Below are 14,520 nucleotides of genomic sequence, written 5' to 3'. Positions count from 1 at the left end.
CCGCGTCCCAGAGCCACTCACCCCGCGAGGTACTCCCGCAGCGCCTCGTCAGCGTCGCGTGGCGTGAAGCCTGTCGCCGCGATTTTGTCGAGCGACAGCACGCTGTTGAGGGGCCGGGGCGCCGCCTGCTTGCCCGCGAAGTACGCGGCGGTGGTCACGCCCGTGACGCGGGCGGGGTCGTGCCCGGTCAGCTCGAACACGCGCGCGGCGATCTGGGCCCAGGAGCCGGGCTCACCCGAGTTGCTCACGTTGTAGACACCATACGCCGGTCGCTCGGCGAGCAGGTGCAGGATCGCGGCGGCGATGTCCGGGGTGAAGCTCAGGCGCCCGATCTGGTCGTCGACCACGCTCGGGTCGATCCCGCGCTCCGCGAGCGATGCCATGGTGCGCACGAAGTTACCGCCCTCGCCGATCACCCAGCTGGTGCGGACGATGTAGTGGCGGGGGAGCGTCTGCACGATCGCGTCGCCCGCGGCCTTCGTCTGCCCGTAGACGCCGAGCGGTGCGACGTTGTCGGTCTCGACGTAGGCGCCCTCGCGGGAACCGTCGAAGACGTAGTCGCTCGAGACGTGTACGAGGGTGATCCCGTGCTGCGCGACGTGGCGCGCGAGGCGCGCGACGCCCGTGACGTTCGCGTCCCAGCAGTTCGTCCGGCCCGCGGGGGTCTCGGCCTCGTCGACCGCGGTGTAGGCGGCCGCGTTGATGACGGTGTCGTAGTCGCTCCAGCGCACACGGTCGAGGCTCTCCTCGTCGAAGAGGTCGATCCGCGCGCGGTCCGCGAAGTCCGCGCCGGGGAGCGCGGCCTGCAGCGCGCGTCCGAGCTGGCCGTTCGCCCCGATCACGAGCGTGCGGCGCGGGGGCATCGGCTCGACGTCCGCGAGCTCAGGGTGCGCGAGATCCTTCGCGCTCCGCTCGGACTCCTCGAGCGGGATCGGCCACGCGATCGCCGCGGTCGGGTCGGCGAGGTTCAGGAAGGTGTACTCGCCCTGCGCCTCGGCGCTCCAGTGGTCGTTCACGAGGTAGACGTAGGCCGTGTTGTCCTCGAGCGTCTGGTACGAATTGCCGACGCCGCGCGGCACGAAGATCGCCTGCGACGGGTCGAGTTCAGCCGTGAAGACGGCGCCGAAGCTTGGCCCCTCGCGCAGGTCCACCCATGCGCCGAAGATGCGACCCGTCGCGATGGACACGAACTTGTCCCACGGCTCGGCGTGGATCCCGCGGGTGGCCCCGCGGGCGTCGTTGAAGGAGATGTTGTTCTGCACCGGCCCGAAATCGGGGAGCCCGAGCGCGACCATCTTCTCCCGCTGCCAGTTCTCCTTGAACCAGCCGCGGCTGTCGCCGTGCACGGGAAGGTCGACGAGGAGGAGGCCCGGAATCGTGGTCTCGTGGACCGCGAGCTGCTTCGCCGCCACGCTCACTGCCCCTGCTCGCGGTACTTCGCCTCGGTCGCATCCTTCTGCGGGCGCCACCACGGTTCGTTCTCGCGGTACCAGGCGATCGTGTCGGCGAGGCCGCGGTCGAAGTCCTGATAGGCGGGTGCCCAGCCGAGCTCGTCGCGCAGCTTCGAGGCGTCGATCGCGTAGCGCAGGTCGTGGCCCGGGCGGTCGACGACGTGCTCGTAGGCGTCGCGCGGCTGCCCCATGAGCTCGAGGATCGTCTCGAGCACGTCCTTGTTGTTGCGCTCGCCGTCGGCGCCGATCAGGTAGGTCTCCCCGATCCTGCCGGCCTCGACGATGCGGAGCACGGCGGAGGAGTGGTCGTCTGCGTGGATCCAGTCGCGCACGTTGAGGCCCTCGCCGTAGAGCTTCGGGCGGTCGCCGACGAGGATGTTCGTGATCTGGCGCGGGATGAACTTCTCGACGTGCTGGCGCGGGCCGTAGTTGTTGGAGCAGTTCGAGATGGTCGCCTGCAGGCCGAACGAGCGCACCCACGCGCGCACGAGCAGGTCCGAGCCCGCCTTGGTCGAGGAATAGGGGCTCGACGGGTTGTACGGGGTCTGGTCGGTGAACCGTTCGGGGTCGTCGAGCTCGAGGTCGCCGTACACCTCGTCCGTCGAGATGTGGTGGAAGCGCTTCTCGTGGCGGCGCGCCGCCTCGATCAGGGTGTAGGTGCCGATGATATTCGTGTCGAGGAAGGGGCGCGGATCGTGCAGCGAGTTGTCGTTGTGCGACTCGGCGGCGTAGTGCACCACGACGTCGGACTCGGCGATCAGCCGATCTACGAGCTCGGCGTCGCAGATGTCGCCGTGCACCACGGTGACCCTGTCCTCGGGAAGCCCCGCGAGGGAGGCCTCGTTGCCGGCGTAGGTGAACTTGTCGAGAACCGTCACGCTGTCGTCGGTGTTCGCAACGAGGTAGTGCACGAAGTTCGAGCCGATGAAGCCGGCGCCTCCGGTCACGAGAATCCTACGGGCCACGCGTTTCCTCCATGTGGGATCGGGTCGCGGCCGGCTCGGGGCGAGCACGGCACCGCCGCTAGTGTATCCGCCCGTCGCTGGAGAGGCTCAGCGGTCGGCTGACCTGCCGGTGCTGCGCCGCGTGCGCCTCAGCGCCGGACGCTCGACGATGAACCAGCTGAGCACCGCGAGCACTGCCGTCCCAGCAAGGGCGATCGCGGAGAAGGTGAAGACGTCGAGGGTCCAGAGCCCAAACACCGCGAGCAGCTGCTGTACGGGGAAAGCGTAGATGTAGACGCCGTACGAGACATCGTGCTTTGCGATCCACTTCGGCTGCGGGATCACGGTCGACAGCCACAGGATCCCGTATGCGAAGAGCGGGGCAAGGGCCTGCGCGGTCCAGAGCGGGCCGAAGTACACGGCGACGACGAGCACGACGAGCGAGAGCGAGCCCGCCCGCCAGTCGAGCCCGATGTACGGCTTCAGCACACGGATCAGGGCGCCGCCGAGGAAATAGGGGAGGAGCGAGGCGAGGAGCCAGATCGACTGGTCGCCGTTGACCGCCTTGACCGCGAGATCGGCGTTCGCGAACACCACCGCGGAGAGGACGAATGCGACCGCGATCGGCCACACGGTGGTACGTGCACGCCTCCAGATGAGGAGGATCCCGACAAAGAGATAGCAAAGGAACTCGAAATAGAGGGTCCAGAGCGACCCGTTCCAGACGTTGGCATAGGGAACCGAGGCCAGCGTGTCGCCGATGTCGTAGGTATTGATCTCGAGGAAGAGATTCGAATACACGTAGGTGAACGGTGTCGTGCCCGTCGTGAAGTATCCGGCGAGCGTGCCGTGATTCACGAGCTGGGCGATCGGGGCGAAGACCGCCGCGGTCATGAGGAGGACCACGAGGAAGGCCGGATAGATGCGGCCGACTCGGAGGAGCAGGAAGTTCGCGAACCCCGTGCGCTGGCGGCTCGCGGTGATGAGATACCCGCTCACCGCGAAGAAGCCGGCGACGGCCCAGCCGCCGAGGCCCTGTCCTGCTAGCGGGGGTGCCTGCTCGAGACGCCCGGTCAGCGGGTAGCTGTGGGCCACGAGGACGGCAGCGGCGAACACGAGCCTGATCAGATTCAGGCTGTTTGTTGTGCCGAGCGACCTACCGAAATACCGGGGCGATTTCTGATTCCACGGCTCACCCGGGTGCATCAGCGGTGTTGTCGCGGCCATCGTCCTCCCAAAATCCTGATGAGCCCGCAAAGCGACGCTCCCGGGGCAGTCTAGTCGGGTGCGTGGAATAGGCTTGACTGGTCTCGACGAAAGGGAAGTGATTCGCGTGAAGGGCATCATTCTCGCCGGCGGCTCCGGCTCCAGGCTCTGGCCAATCACCAAGGGCATCTCAAAGCAGCTCATGCCGATCTTCGACAAGCCCATGATCTACTACCCGCTGTCGACGCTCATGATGTCCGGGATCAGGGAAATCCTGGTCATCACTACTCCGGAGCACAACGCGCAGTTTCAGGCGCTGCTTGGCGACGGATCGCACCTCGGTATGCGGCTCGAGTATGCCGTGCAGCCCTCGCCTGACGGGCTGGCGCAGGCCTTCACGATCGGCGAGGAGTTCATCGGGGACGACAGTGTCGCGCTCGTGCTCGGGGACAACATCTTCCACGGCACCGGCCTCGGCACGAACCTTCGCAAGCATTCGGAGGTCGACGGCGCCGTCGTCTTCGCCCACCACGTCGCCAACCCGCGTGCCTACGGCGTGGTCGAGTTTGACGCGGACATGAAGGCGGTCTCCATCGAGGAAAAGCCGGAGCATCCGAAGAGCAATTACGCGGTGCCCGGCCTGTACTTCTACGACAACGACGTGATCCGGATCGCGAAGACGATCACACCGAGCGCCCGCGGCGAACTCGAGATCTCCACGGTGAACGAGGAGTATCTGAAGGCCGGCAAGCTGCAGGTGCAGACCCTCGACCGAGGCACGGCCTGGCTCGACACCGGCACCGTGGTGTCGATGATGCAGGCCTCAGAGTACGTGCGGGTGATCGAAGATCGCCAGGGATTCAAGATCGGATGCATCGAGGAGATCGCCTGGCGCAACGGCTGGGTGAGTAACGAAGAGCTCGAGGAGCTCGCGGCCCCACTACGCAAGAGCGGCTACGGGGTGTACCTCGATCGCCTGCTCGCCGAGTAGCGGGGCGGCGCAGGTCGGGGCCGGATCTCGACCGACCGGCCGGCCTAGCCGCAGGCGGTGAGGCGGTACAGCCTCGCCGACCCCTCGTGATCGACGAGCTCGAAGCCCTCGGCCCGGTCGAGCCGCTCGATCCCCTTGTAGCGGTGGTTCTCCTTGTGCACCTCGCGCCTGCCGAAGTCGAGGACGTAGCGCACGCCGAGCCGATCGGCGGCCTCACACACCTGGGGGTTCGTCGCGGCGTCGCGCAGGTGATCCATCACCATGATGCGGTCCGCGCTGATCTCATTCATCAGCATGTGTGGGAGCACGACCTCCCGATCGGCGAACGCGAACGCGAGCGAAGTGCCGGTCCACGGGCTGCCCGCGATGACCTCGTCCTCGCCCACCTCGCTCGGCAGCCGCTGCAGCAGCGCGAGCTCATCAGTGGAAATGAGGAGCGACCGCGGCTTCGTCTCGTAACTGAAATTCAGGCGATCAACGAGGGTGGGGTACCCGGCCAAGGCCTGGGTGCCGAGCGCCACGAGCACGAGGGCAGCGGCGGAGGGGAGCCACCGGCGTGCCTCGAAGCGGGGCCGTTCACTCAGCCACTCGGCGACCCGGCGCACCGCGATGACGGCGAGAGGGATGACCGCAATGGGGTAGAGCGCAGCGAGCCGCGGCGCGTCCCCGTACCAGATCAGCGTGGGATTCCGGAGCCAATAGTTTGAGATGCCCGCCGCGACGAAGAACAGCGCGGCCGCGATCAGCCAGATGCCCGCCGCCGAGTATCCGACGCGGTTGCGGTCTCGCAACGCGAAGAAGAGGCCGATCCACATGAGCACTGCGGTGAGCAGGGGGAGCCCGATTCCCCACAACGACAGCGAAACGGTCTGCCAGGCGGCCTCGACGGGCTTCATCCGTGCACCCCACCAGTCGCCCTGCCGCAGGAAATAGAGCAGCAGGAGCCCGATGACGACAAAGAGACCATAGCCGAGCACGCGGAACAGTCGGCGCTTGGGGGTGAGTCCCGTCCAGCCGGCGAGCATCGCGATTGTCGCGGCCGGCACGACGAGGGCCAGCGCGCTCATCATGGCCGCGGGATGCGCCATGAGGAGCGCCGCAGTCACGCCCGCGATGAGCACCGAATGCGAGGCGGGCGTGGTGAGCCTGGGCTCGCGTGTGATCCCGAGGAGATTGAGGCTGAGCGCAAGCACCGCCGGGACCATGAGCATGCTGAAGAAGTACGGGTAGAGCACGCCGTAGTGGAAAAGGTTCAGCGGGAACGCGGGGAATGCTGCGGCCAGGATCCCGGCCGCCAGCGTCGCCGTCCGCGACGATCCCGCGATCTGCCGGCTCAGCAGCATGATGCCGGTCGGCCAGGCGACTGCGATCGCAGCGAAGTTGAAGGAGTTGATGGCGAGCGGGATGCTTGCCCCGGTGACCTGCTGCGCGAGCTGCACGAGGGCATGCCAGCCGTCGGGATAAAACCCGGGGTCACCGTCGGGGGTCGTGAGTCTCGCCACCTCGAACGGCGACGCATTACCGGTATCGCCAATGAGGGCGATCGCGTTCATATGGAACACATTGTCGAAGGTCTGCGAGAAGTTCTCCGCGCTCATGATGCCCGCGATTGCCCAGGAGAACAGGATCACCGTGGGGATCGCCCAGCCGACGACGGTTGGCCAGGCGCGCCCCGACTCCGGGGGTGTCGAGATGAACTTCGTGCGAAGCAGGAGACGGAAGAGCAGCACCACGACCGCGCCGAACAGCGCCGCGAAACTCAGGGCCGTCAGTGGATTCCACGACAGCCCTGCCATCGGCAGGATGACCGAACCTGCGGTGACGAGCGTGACTGAGATAGCCGGCGCTACGGCAACGAGCCAGAGTCTCCGGAGCCCGATGAGTGCTCCCACGATGAGGCCGGGGAACAGGAGGAGCGCGGCGCTCACGATAAACGTGGGTATCGCGGACAACCAGGTCATGTGATGGGGCTCTCTCCAGGTGGGGTCGGGCTGCTACTGGAGGGATTCTAGTCTTCGGCGCCTGGGCTGAAGCGGTGACTGGCCGAGCTACTCCGCTTCCTGGCCGGGTCGCACGGTGCGCGGGCGCTGCGGCCCTGTGGAGGGTTCCGTGGGCATGAGCGCCTGCTCAGCCAGATCGATGAGCTCGGCGACCCTGAGATTGTCGCGCCGAATGTCGGTGAGCTCGGTTTCGAGTTCGCTGACGCGCTCTCGGAGGGTGTCGAGCTCGGCTGCGTTCCCTCTCGATCGCGCTCTCAGGAAGAGCTGCCTGAGTCGCTGCTTCACGGAGAGATCCTTTCGCTGATAGGGGTGTGTGTTGAGTGTGAAGACCACGCCGTAGGGGGCCCGATCCTCTTCATGGGGTCCGGGATCAAGGTCGGTGAACTCGACGACGAGCCCGAACTCCCGCGCGTGCGCGCGGAGGTCACTCTGATCCAGGTGCCAGGTCGTTGGGTCGAGCTGGTTCACGTCGTGAGCAGGATTCGCGTATGCCGTCGCGACCGCAGAGCCGCCGGAGCGGAGCGCCATGCGCGCAAGCCTGAACGCATTCGCGCGACCCAGATGCCCGACCTGTTCTAAGAGATGATTCGAGGCAACGTCGAACGGGGTGCCGATCCCGAGCCGCCTCGGGGCCGTCAGCGAGTTGAGCCGATAGAGATTGACGTGTGAGGTCTCGAGCCCAGACATGCGCGCCAGGTAAAGTGCCTCGCTCGAATAATCGCAGGCGATGACTCTGCGTCTCGGACTCGACAGGCGGGCAGACAGACCGCCCGAGCCGCTCCCGAGGTCGAGCAGCGTCGGGCTTGTGAGATTCTGCGCGGCGATCCAATCCGCGCCATGCTTCCAGGTGTCTTCGGACTCTGACATCCGCTGGGAAATAAACCGTTCGTCCCAGAACTCGCGTTGGAAGTTGAAGCCGCCGAACCAGCCGTCGAACAACTTGCGCGTCTCGTCCGGCGTTTGCAGCACGAATCCCGGGATCGGTTCGCGCCAGCGCTCGTCATAGTTGAGAGTGAGCCAGCGATCCGTGTCCGCAGGCGCAGGGAACTCGGCACCCTCGATGCTGACCGTGCCGAATGGGAGCATTTGGTCGACGCGCATCCTTCCCCGCACATGGAACGGCTGATTAATGTGTCCGTCGGAAGTGAAGAATGCGGCGAATACGTCAATGTAATGAATCACGACTTCAGCTTCGTCCCGAAAGAGCAGTTGCATGTGTGTCGCGCTGTGGCGTTGAACCTCATATCCGAGCTCTGCGAGTCGGTTGCCAACCGAAAAAGCCTCGATTGCCACGTCGGCCGGCTGCGTGAACGTCGACAGGTACGCGATGTCGGCGTCGTCGTCATGGGGAAGGAGTGAGCCGTCGCGCACGCCGCCGAGTAGCGTGCCGCCGACGACAAATGGTCGAAGGCCGAAGCTCCTGAGTTCCTCAACGAGGGCGAGCGATCGGGTGACGATGAGTTGCCGAATCTCTGCCCCGAGAGCCTCGAGCGAAGGTCCGAGGCGTCCCCACTTGTTTACTACGAGAGGCACTCCGGCGGGATCCTGCACCCTCGTGCGTTCCGTTGAGTCATCGAAAGCGACGTCGGTCGCAGAGAGTTGGGTGCCGCTCTCGGAATCTGAGATCGCGATTCGCGTCCGGCCCGTCAGGTGCGGGGCCAAAGATTCCGGCCAATCGAGCTGAACGGGATTTTCCGACTTAGGCAGATCCTCGACGTCAATCGACCAGATCCGGCGGCCGTCAAAGCTCACGTCGAGCGAGGTGGCAGACTCCGGGAGGGAGTTCACCTCGAGATGCGCCTGAGTGACAATTAACTGCATGTGAAATACCTGTTGTCTAACGGTATACGACAGTGTATCCGCGTAAGCTGGTCGGCATGGATCTACTTGTAGTCGGCTCAGGTTTCTTCGGTCTTACCATCGCCGAGCGCGCAGCGAATGACGGGAAGCAGGTGGTCGTCATCGACCGCCGCTCGCACATCGGCGGCAACGCATACTCGGAGGCGGATCCCGAGACCGGGATCGAGGTCCACAAGTACGGGGCCCACCTCTTCCACACCTCGAACCCGCGCGTGTGGGAGTACGTGAACCGCTTCACGACCTTCACGAACTACCAGCACAAGGTCTACTCGAACTTCAAGGGCGAGGTGTACCCCCTCCCCATCAACCTCGGCACGATCAACCAGTTCTTCCGCGCCGCATACGGCCCGGACGAGGCGCGCGCCCTCATCGCCGAGCAGGCCGGCGAGTTCGACACGAAGAGCGCCAAGAACCTCGAGGAGAAGGGCATCTCCCTGATCGGGCGCCCGCTCTATGAGGCGTTCATCCGCGACTACACCTCGAAGCAGTGGCAGACGCCCACGACGGAGCTCCCCGCGGAGGTCATCAGCCGCCTGCCCGTGCGCTACACCTACGACAACCGCTACTTCAGCGACGCCCACGAGGGCCTGCCGACCGAGGGCTACACGGCGTGGCTCGAGAAGATGGCGGATCACCCGAACATCGAGGTGCGTCTCAACACGGACTTCTTCGACGCGTCGCAGCCGCTCAACAAGGACGCCGTCGTCGGCAAGGTGCCCGTCGTCTACACGGGCCCTGTCGACCGCTACTTCGACTATGCGGAGGGTGAGCTCTCCTGGCGCACGCTCGACTTCGAGACCGAGGTGCTGCCGACGGGCGACTTCCAGGGCACGAGCGTCATGAACTACGCCGGATCCGACGTCCCCTACACCCGGATCCACGAGTTCCGCCACTTCCACCCCGAGCGCGAATACCCAAGCGACAAGACCGTGATCATGCGCGAGTTCTCGCGCTTCGCGTCCCGCGACGACGAGCCGTACTACCCGGTCAACACCCCCGAGGACCGCGAGCGCCTGCTCAAGTACCGCGCGCTCACGGACCAGGAGCCGCGCGTGCTCTTCGGCGGCCGGCTGGGCACCTACCAGTACCTCGACATGCACATGGCCATCGGCTCGGCGCTCTCGATGTATGACAACAAGCTGCCGGGGATTCTGTAGGGATCCCCGGACAAGACCGGGGCCTGGCGCCGCCGGCGCCCCGCGGCATTCGGAGACCCGAGTGCCGGCACATCCGACTGGGAAGGGGCGGAATCATGAGGCTTGAGGGCAAAGTCGCGATCATCACGGGAGGTGCCGGGGGAATCGGCCAGGGAATGGTCCGCCACTTCCTGACCGAGGGTGCCGACGTCGTGGTGGTCGACATCATTGAGCAGGCGGACGGCGACGCGCTCGTCGCCGAACTCGCCGGATCCATCCGCGGCGCGGAGCACGCCATGTACCTCCAGAAGGACATCGCCAAGGAGGAGAACGCGGCGGCCATCGTTGCCGCGACGGTGGAGCGCTTCGGCAAGCTCGACGCGCTCGTCAATAACGCCCACGCCTCGAAGCAGGCCCCGATCCTCGAGACCACGCAGGAGATGTGGGAGCTGTCGCTCGGGACCGGCATGTGGGCGACCTACCACCTCATGCGCGCCGCCCACGGCGAGCTCGCGAAATCGAAGGGTGCGATCGTCAACTTCGCCTCGGGCGCCGGGATGAAGGGGCTGCCGACGCAGGTCACCTACGCGGCGGCCAAGGAGGCGATCCGAGCGATCAGCCGCGTCGCTGCGAACGAGTGGGCAGCCGACGGGATCCGCGTGAACCTCGTCTCGCCGATCGCGCTCACGCCGGGCATCAAGCAGTGGGCCGAATCGTTCCCCGAGGACTACCAGGAGGTCGTCGACGGCATCCCGCTCGGACGCCTCGGCGATCCGGAGCACGACATCGCCCCGATCGCGGCGTTCCTCGCGAGCGACGACTCCCGCTACATGACGGGCCAGACGCTCATGGCGGACGGCGGGTCGATCAAGCTCTACTGAGCGCCGAAGGTGCCGCCGCGCGCTCGCGCGTGACGCTCGGGTGCGTGAAGGTTGAGGGGCCGGTTCGGGATCAAGATCCCGAACCGGCCCCACGCATAACCCGCGGGCGTGCGACTACTTCTCGCGCCCCTCGAACGTCTTCTTCCACTCCTCAACGGACGTGATCCGCGGCAGCGCCTCCCGATACTCCCGCGAGAGTCGATCCCAGTTGCGCTCAATTTCCCTGCGCAGACCGTTCGCCTCGCGGAGCAGGCGGCGGAACTTGGCGCGGTCGTGGCGATACCACATCTTGCCTGCGCCATCAGCGGAGCCGACGAGAACACTCTCGTGGTGCGGGATCTGCCACCACACCGCGTCCGGCTTCGAGTATTCGAGTTCAGGAGTCTTTGCGTCCGTCTCGTTTGACTTGCGGAACCAATGGCGAGGAAGCATGCGGGCCGTGTAGATCGCGAGCCCGAGCCCAACCGGATAGCCCTTGCGCTTTTCGCCGATGAACGGGAGGGCGCGCCCCCGTCGCGACACGGGCGCGTCCGGATCATTCGAGCGATACACGCGGGTCTCGGGAAACTCCTTCGCTCGAGCGCGCGCCGCGGGCATGTCCTTCGCGATCTGCTCGTGCAGGGCGTAGGGCCCCTGCAGCACGGAGCGCATGCCGTCCACGGCGAGCTGCGTCGCGTAGTACTGCATGTTCAGGAGCTTCTTGATGTCCTGGCGTCCGCTGTTCTGCATGAGCTTGCCGCTCTTCGGGCGATTCGAGTGCAACAGGCCGGCGATGATGCGGTTCCGCGTGTGGAAGAAGGCCTGCCAGTCCTGGCTGTCGTCCTTGTCGAGCCAGGAGACGTGCCAGAGGGCGACACCGGGGAGGGAGACCGTGCGGTAGCCGGCCTCCTTGGCGCGGAGCCCATACTCGGCGTCGTCCCACTTGATGAAGACGGGGATCGAGAGCCCGATCTCGGCGATGACCCGCTTCGGGATCATGCACATCCACCAGCCGTTGTAGTCCGAGTCGAGACGAGCGTGCATCCACCTGGTCTGCCGGAGGTTTGCTCTCCGGAAGTCGTGGCGATGCTGTTCCTTGAACGACGGGCCCCAGAGGAACGGCTCGGGGCGCACATCCTCAGCCCACGCGTGGAGCACGGGCTTGTCGAGGAGGTCGAACATGTGGCCGCCGACGATCACCGGAGTGCGGCTGAAACGACCGAACTGGAGAGCCCGGAGCGCGCTCTCCGTTTCGAACTCGACGTCGTCGTCGATGAGGAGGAGGAACTCGGTGTCCTCGCGCTCGAGGGTTTCGGCCATGGAGCGGGAGAAGCCGCCCGAGCCGCCGATGTTCCCCTGCTCGATCACTTGCAGGTGATCGCCAAGACGGGCGGCGACCTCGGCGAAGCCCTCCTGATCCCGCACCTTTTGCGTGCCCTGATCGACGAGGAAGATCCGATCGAGGCCCTCGAGGAGCGCGGGAGAGTCGGCCACGTTCTCGAGGGTCGCGACGCAGTAATCGGGTTTGTTGTAGGTGGTCATGCCGAGGCTCAGCTTGCCCGGTACGGCCGGCTCGGCATCGGTCGACCAATCGCCTGAGTCGAGGATGAGGTCCTCGTTGCTCGCGATGAGGTCGAACCAGTACCACCCGCCGTCGGTGAAGCTCGTGAGCGGCAGTTCGAAGACGCTCTCCTGAGAGCCCGAGACGCTCCGGGAGTCGACCCGCTGCGAGACTCCGCCAGCGTTCGACCGGTACACGATCACGGTGCCGGGGCCCGTGGTGTTGAGGGTCAGCGTGACGCGCTCCACGACCGTCCAGCGCTGCCAATAGGATGCGGGGAAAGCGTTGAAGTAGCTCGCGTAGGAGACTCGGGTGCCGGCGCGGACGCGCGTGCTCGTCCGGGAGAGCACGTTATCGATACTCGCGTGTTCGGTCAGGCGGACGTGCCGCTTGCCGAGCTTGGACCAGGCTTCCGCGTCTGCATACAGGGGAAGGACATCGGGGTCCTTCGCGATGGGGAAGACGACGGTCTGCAGGGTGGTTGGCATCGAACGGTGCCTCTCTTCACGGCGATTGCGAACCGGACCAGTCTACCGACCCCTGTGCCTTGCCGGTTCTGCGCTCCCTGTGTGCTCCATCCGCGATACATCGCGCATGGAGCGCAGAACCGGCAAGGTGGATCCGGTCGGGGGGGGGGGACACGGCGCCGGCGCCAGCGCGCGAGCGCGGATCAGCGCGGGGCGATCGACGCGGAGCGGCGCCACACGGCGACCGTGAGCTGCGGGGCGGCGTCCGCGATCTCGCGCAGCAGTTCGAACTCGACGCGGTCGGCGTTGCGGCGGTGCTCCTCGGCGTCGGCCCCGCCCGAGAGCGCCGCGAGCCGCGCGAGGCCGAACTCCGCGAGCCGCCCGCGCTCCTCGAGCAGTTCGTCCCGGAGCTCACGCACCACGAGGTCGTCGACCTCGGGCACCTCGGCGTACGCCGTCGCGGGGTCTTCGCCGTCGCGCACGCGATGCTCGAGCATCGTCTCCCGCTCGAGCCGCGCGTCGGCGCGCAGCCGTTGCAGGCGGTCGGTCGTCATGATCAGCATGCCGCCACCGCCTGACCCCCGAGCCTCACCGGACGATCCCGACCGGGCCGGTCTCGTGGACGATGGGTGCTCGCCGCCACGGCAGCTTCCGGGGTTCCGCGTCGAGCGACGGCAACTCGAAGTCGAACCTCGACTTCACGGCGAGCAGGATGAGGAGCACCCAGTGCCCCTCGATAAGCAGCCGGCTCTCGGTGAGCGACTGCACGAGCAGGGCGACCATCACGAGGAACGGCCACAGCGCGCTCGTCGCGTAGGGGAGCGGCGGCCCGAAGCCGCGCCGCGGCGGATCCACCGCGCGGAACCACACCCGCCACATCGTGAGCACCACGATCGGAGCGAACGCGAGCACCCCCACGATCCCGAGCTGGAACCACACGTCGAGCCAGGCGTTGTGCGCGCTCATCACGGGCACGCCGGCCTTCACGTCGAGCGACTTGAAGGGCTCGGCCCACGGGGCCCAGTAGCTGACCCAGCCCCAGCCGAACCACGGCCGCTGCTCGCCGAGCTCGATCACCTTCTGCCAGGTGTCGAGGCGGCCCGTCATGTCCCCGCTCTTGCCGAGCAGCCCGAACACGAAGTCGCGCGCGAAGAGCGCGAGCCCGAGCGCGGCGACGAGGATCGCGCCGCCCGTGACGTAGAGCGGCGTGCGCCGCTCGGGCCCGAGCCTGCGCGCCCACAGTGCGAGGGCGAGCGCCACGGCAGCCGCGGCGAGCGCCACCCACACGGTCGCGCCGCGCGTGAGCAGGATCGTCGCCGCGGCGACGATCACCCAGCACCAGCCGGCGAACGGCCGCACGAGTCCCGCGCGCAGCTGGATCCCGAACACGATGAGCCCGAGGAGCGCGATGAAGCCGAGCACGATCGAGCTCGCGACGAGACCCTGGATCGGGCCGCCGGAGAAGAGCAGGTCGCGGCTCCAGAGCAGCAGCTTCGGGATCTTCTCGCCCTCGGGCGGCAGCTCGATGAAGTTCTGGGGAACCGGGTGCCGCACGAAGGCGGAGACGATGAACTCGAAGAGGAGCGAGAGCCCGATCAGGTATCGCAGGGCGGTGCCGAGGGTGCGCAGCACCTCGTGCCAGGTCAGTACGAACGCGAGCACGACCGCGATGAGCGTGGTCGCGAGCTGTGCGAGCACGCCGAGCACGCTCTCGAGGCGGTACTGCGACCATGCGATCGACAGCACTGCGAGCGCGAGGAACCAGTAGATGGGTGACGGCAGTCGGTACCACCTGAAGCGCGCGGGCTTCTCGCGCACGAAGATCGCGATGCCGACGCCAACGAGGGCCACCGCCGTCGCGAGAAAGCCCGGCCAGCCCACGAGATTGCGGACCGCCGTGCCACCCAGGGTGACGAGGAAGACGCAGATCGCGTACGCGCTGATCCCGAGTCTCGTCTTGCTCTCCGCCATAGTCGGTATGGTAGAGCATGCCCCGGACACGTAAACGGATGCGCGCTCCGAGAAGCGAGCTGACGACCGACCG

General features: G+C 66.6%; 11 protein-coding genes. 3 read left to right on the top strand and 8 right to left on the bottom strand.

Going from position 1 to position 14,520, the window contains the following annotated elements; all coding sequences use genetic code 11:
- Window positions 1-17 precede the first annotated feature (17 nt).
- The 3 genes from ACOPJ3_RS13430 to ACOPJ3_RS13420 all read right to left on the bottom strand — a co-directional run bounded on the left by ACOPJ3_RS13430 (window position 18) and on the right by ACOPJ3_RS13420 (window position 3,622).
- The gene (locus ACOPJ3_RS13430; RefSeq protein ID WP_427869666.1) at window positions 18-1,412 is read right to left on the bottom strand and encodes a sugar nucleotide-binding protein; all 1,395 of its coding nucleotides are present in this window, start codon (window positions 1,410-1,412) and stop codon (window positions 18-20) included.
- Between the two features lie 2 nt (window positions 1,413-1,414).
- A complete protein-coding gene (gene rfbB / locus ACOPJ3_RS13425; RefSeq protein ID WP_427869665.1) occupies window positions 1,415-2,416 on the bottom strand; it encodes a dTDP-glucose 4,6-dehydratase in 1,002 nt (333 codons plus the stop codon).
- Between the two features lie 87 nt (window positions 2,417-2,503).
- Entirely contained in the window at window positions 2,504-3,622 is a 1,119-nt protein-coding gene (locus tag ACOPJ3_RS13420) for an acyltransferase family protein (protein ID WP_427869664.1), read from the bottom strand.
- Between the two features lie 106 nt (window positions 3,623-3,728).
- Between ACOPJ3_RS13420 and rfbA the strand changes: the two genes are divergently transcribed.
- Complete coding sequence (gene rfbA, locus ACOPJ3_RS13415) at window positions 3,729-4,592, top strand: glucose-1-phosphate thymidylyltransferase RfbA (protein ID WP_427869663.1); 864 nt, start codon at window positions 3,729-3,731, stop codon at window positions 4,590-4,592.
- Between the two features lie 44 nt (window positions 4,593-4,636).
- Here the strand turns inward: rfbA and ACOPJ3_RS13410 are convergent, their stop codons facing one another.
- Together ACOPJ3_RS13410 and ACOPJ3_RS13405 are read right to left on the bottom strand one after the other, a co-directional pair.
- A complete protein-coding gene (locus ACOPJ3_RS13410; RefSeq protein ID WP_427869662.1) occupies window positions 4,637-6,553 on the bottom strand; it encodes a DUF6541 family protein in 1,917 nt (638 codons plus the stop codon).
- An 87-nt stretch (window positions 6,554-6,640) separates the two neighbouring features.
- Window positions 6,641-7,963: a DUF6752 domain-containing protein gene (locus ACOPJ3_RS13405; protein ID WP_427869661.1), complete on the bottom strand. Its 1,323-nt coding sequence runs from the start codon at window positions 7,961-7,963 to the stop codon at window positions 6,641-6,643.
- 506 nt (window positions 7,964-8,469) lie between these two features.
- On the opposite strand from ACOPJ3_RS13405, the gene glf reads away from it, so the two are divergent.
- Entirely contained in the window at window positions 8,470-9,609 is a 1,140-nt protein-coding gene (glf, locus tag ACOPJ3_RS13400) for a UDP-galactopyranose mutase (RefSeq protein WP_427869660.1), read from the top strand.
- Between the two features lie 95 nt (window positions 9,610-9,704).
- The gene (locus ACOPJ3_RS13395; protein WP_427869659.1) at window positions 9,705-10,469 is read left to right on the top strand and encodes an SDR family NAD(P)-dependent oxidoreductase; all 765 of its coding nucleotides are present in this window, start codon (window positions 9,705-9,707) and stop codon (window positions 10,467-10,469) included.
- A gap of 114 nt (window positions 10,470-10,583) precedes the next feature.
- Here ACOPJ3_RS13395 and ACOPJ3_RS13390 read toward each other — a convergent pair whose 3' ends face one another.
- The 3 genes from ACOPJ3_RS13390 to ACOPJ3_RS13380 all read right to left on the bottom strand — a co-directional run bounded on the left by ACOPJ3_RS13390 (window position 10,584) and on the right by ACOPJ3_RS13380 (window position 14,447).
- Window positions 10,584-12,497, bottom strand: coding sequence for a glycosyltransferase (locus ACOPJ3_RS13390; RefSeq protein ID WP_427869658.1), 1,914 nt, complete (start codon window positions 12,495-12,497; stop codon window positions 10,584-10,586).
- Between the two features lie 182 nt (window positions 12,498-12,679).
- A complete protein-coding gene (locus tag ACOPJ3_RS13385) occupies window positions 12,680-13,039 on the bottom strand; it encodes a hypothetical protein (RefSeq protein ID WP_427869657.1) in 360 nt (119 codons plus the stop codon).
- Between the two features lie 25 nt (window positions 13,040-13,064).
- Complete coding sequence (locus tag ACOPJ3_RS13380; protein ID WP_427869656.1) at window positions 13,065-14,447, bottom strand: O-antigen ligase family protein; 1,383 nt, start codon at window positions 14,445-14,447, stop codon at window positions 13,065-13,067.
- Window positions 14,448-14,520: the final 73 nt, after the last annotated feature.

The sequence above is a fragment of the Leucobacter luti genome, from assembly GCF_050310065.1.
In the GTDB taxonomy this organism is placed as follows: Bacteria; Actinomycetota; Actinomycetes; order Actinomycetales; family Microbacteriaceae; genus Leucobacter; species Leucobacter luti_B.
Note: the sequence above shows the minus strand (reverse complement) of the source record. Positions and strands in the feature narration are given on the sequence as shown.

Excerpts from the sequence above, each read along its gene's own strand:
- ACOPJ3_RS13420 (WP_427869664.1), bottom strand. The coding sequence starts at position 3,622 with ATGGCCGCGACAACACCGCTGATGCACCCGGGTGAGCCGTGGAATCAG.
- ACOPJ3_RS13410 (WP_427869662.1), bottom strand. The coding sequence starts at position 6,553 with ATGACCTGGTTGTCCGCGATACCCACGTTTATCGTGAGCGCCGCGCTC.
- glf (WP_427869660.1), top strand. The coding sequence starts at position 8,470 with ATGGATCTACTTGTAGTCGGCTCAGGTTTCTTCGGTCTTACCATCGCC.
- ACOPJ3_RS13395 (WP_427869659.1), top strand. The coding sequence starts at position 9,705 with ATGAGGCTTGAGGGCAAAGTCGCGATCATCACGGGAGGTGCCGGGGGA.
- ACOPJ3_RS13390 (WP_427869658.1), bottom strand. The coding sequence starts at position 12,497 with ATGCCAACCACCCTGCAGACCGTCGTCTTCCCCATCGCGAAGGACCCC.
- ACOPJ3_RS13385 (WP_427869657.1), bottom strand. The coding sequence starts at position 13,039 with ATGCTGATCATGACGACCGACCGCCTGCAACGGCTGCGCGCCGACGCG.
- ACOPJ3_RS13380 (WP_427869656.1), bottom strand. The coding sequence starts at position 14,447 with ATGGCGGAGAGCAAGACGAGACTCGGGATCAGCGCGTACGCGATCTGC.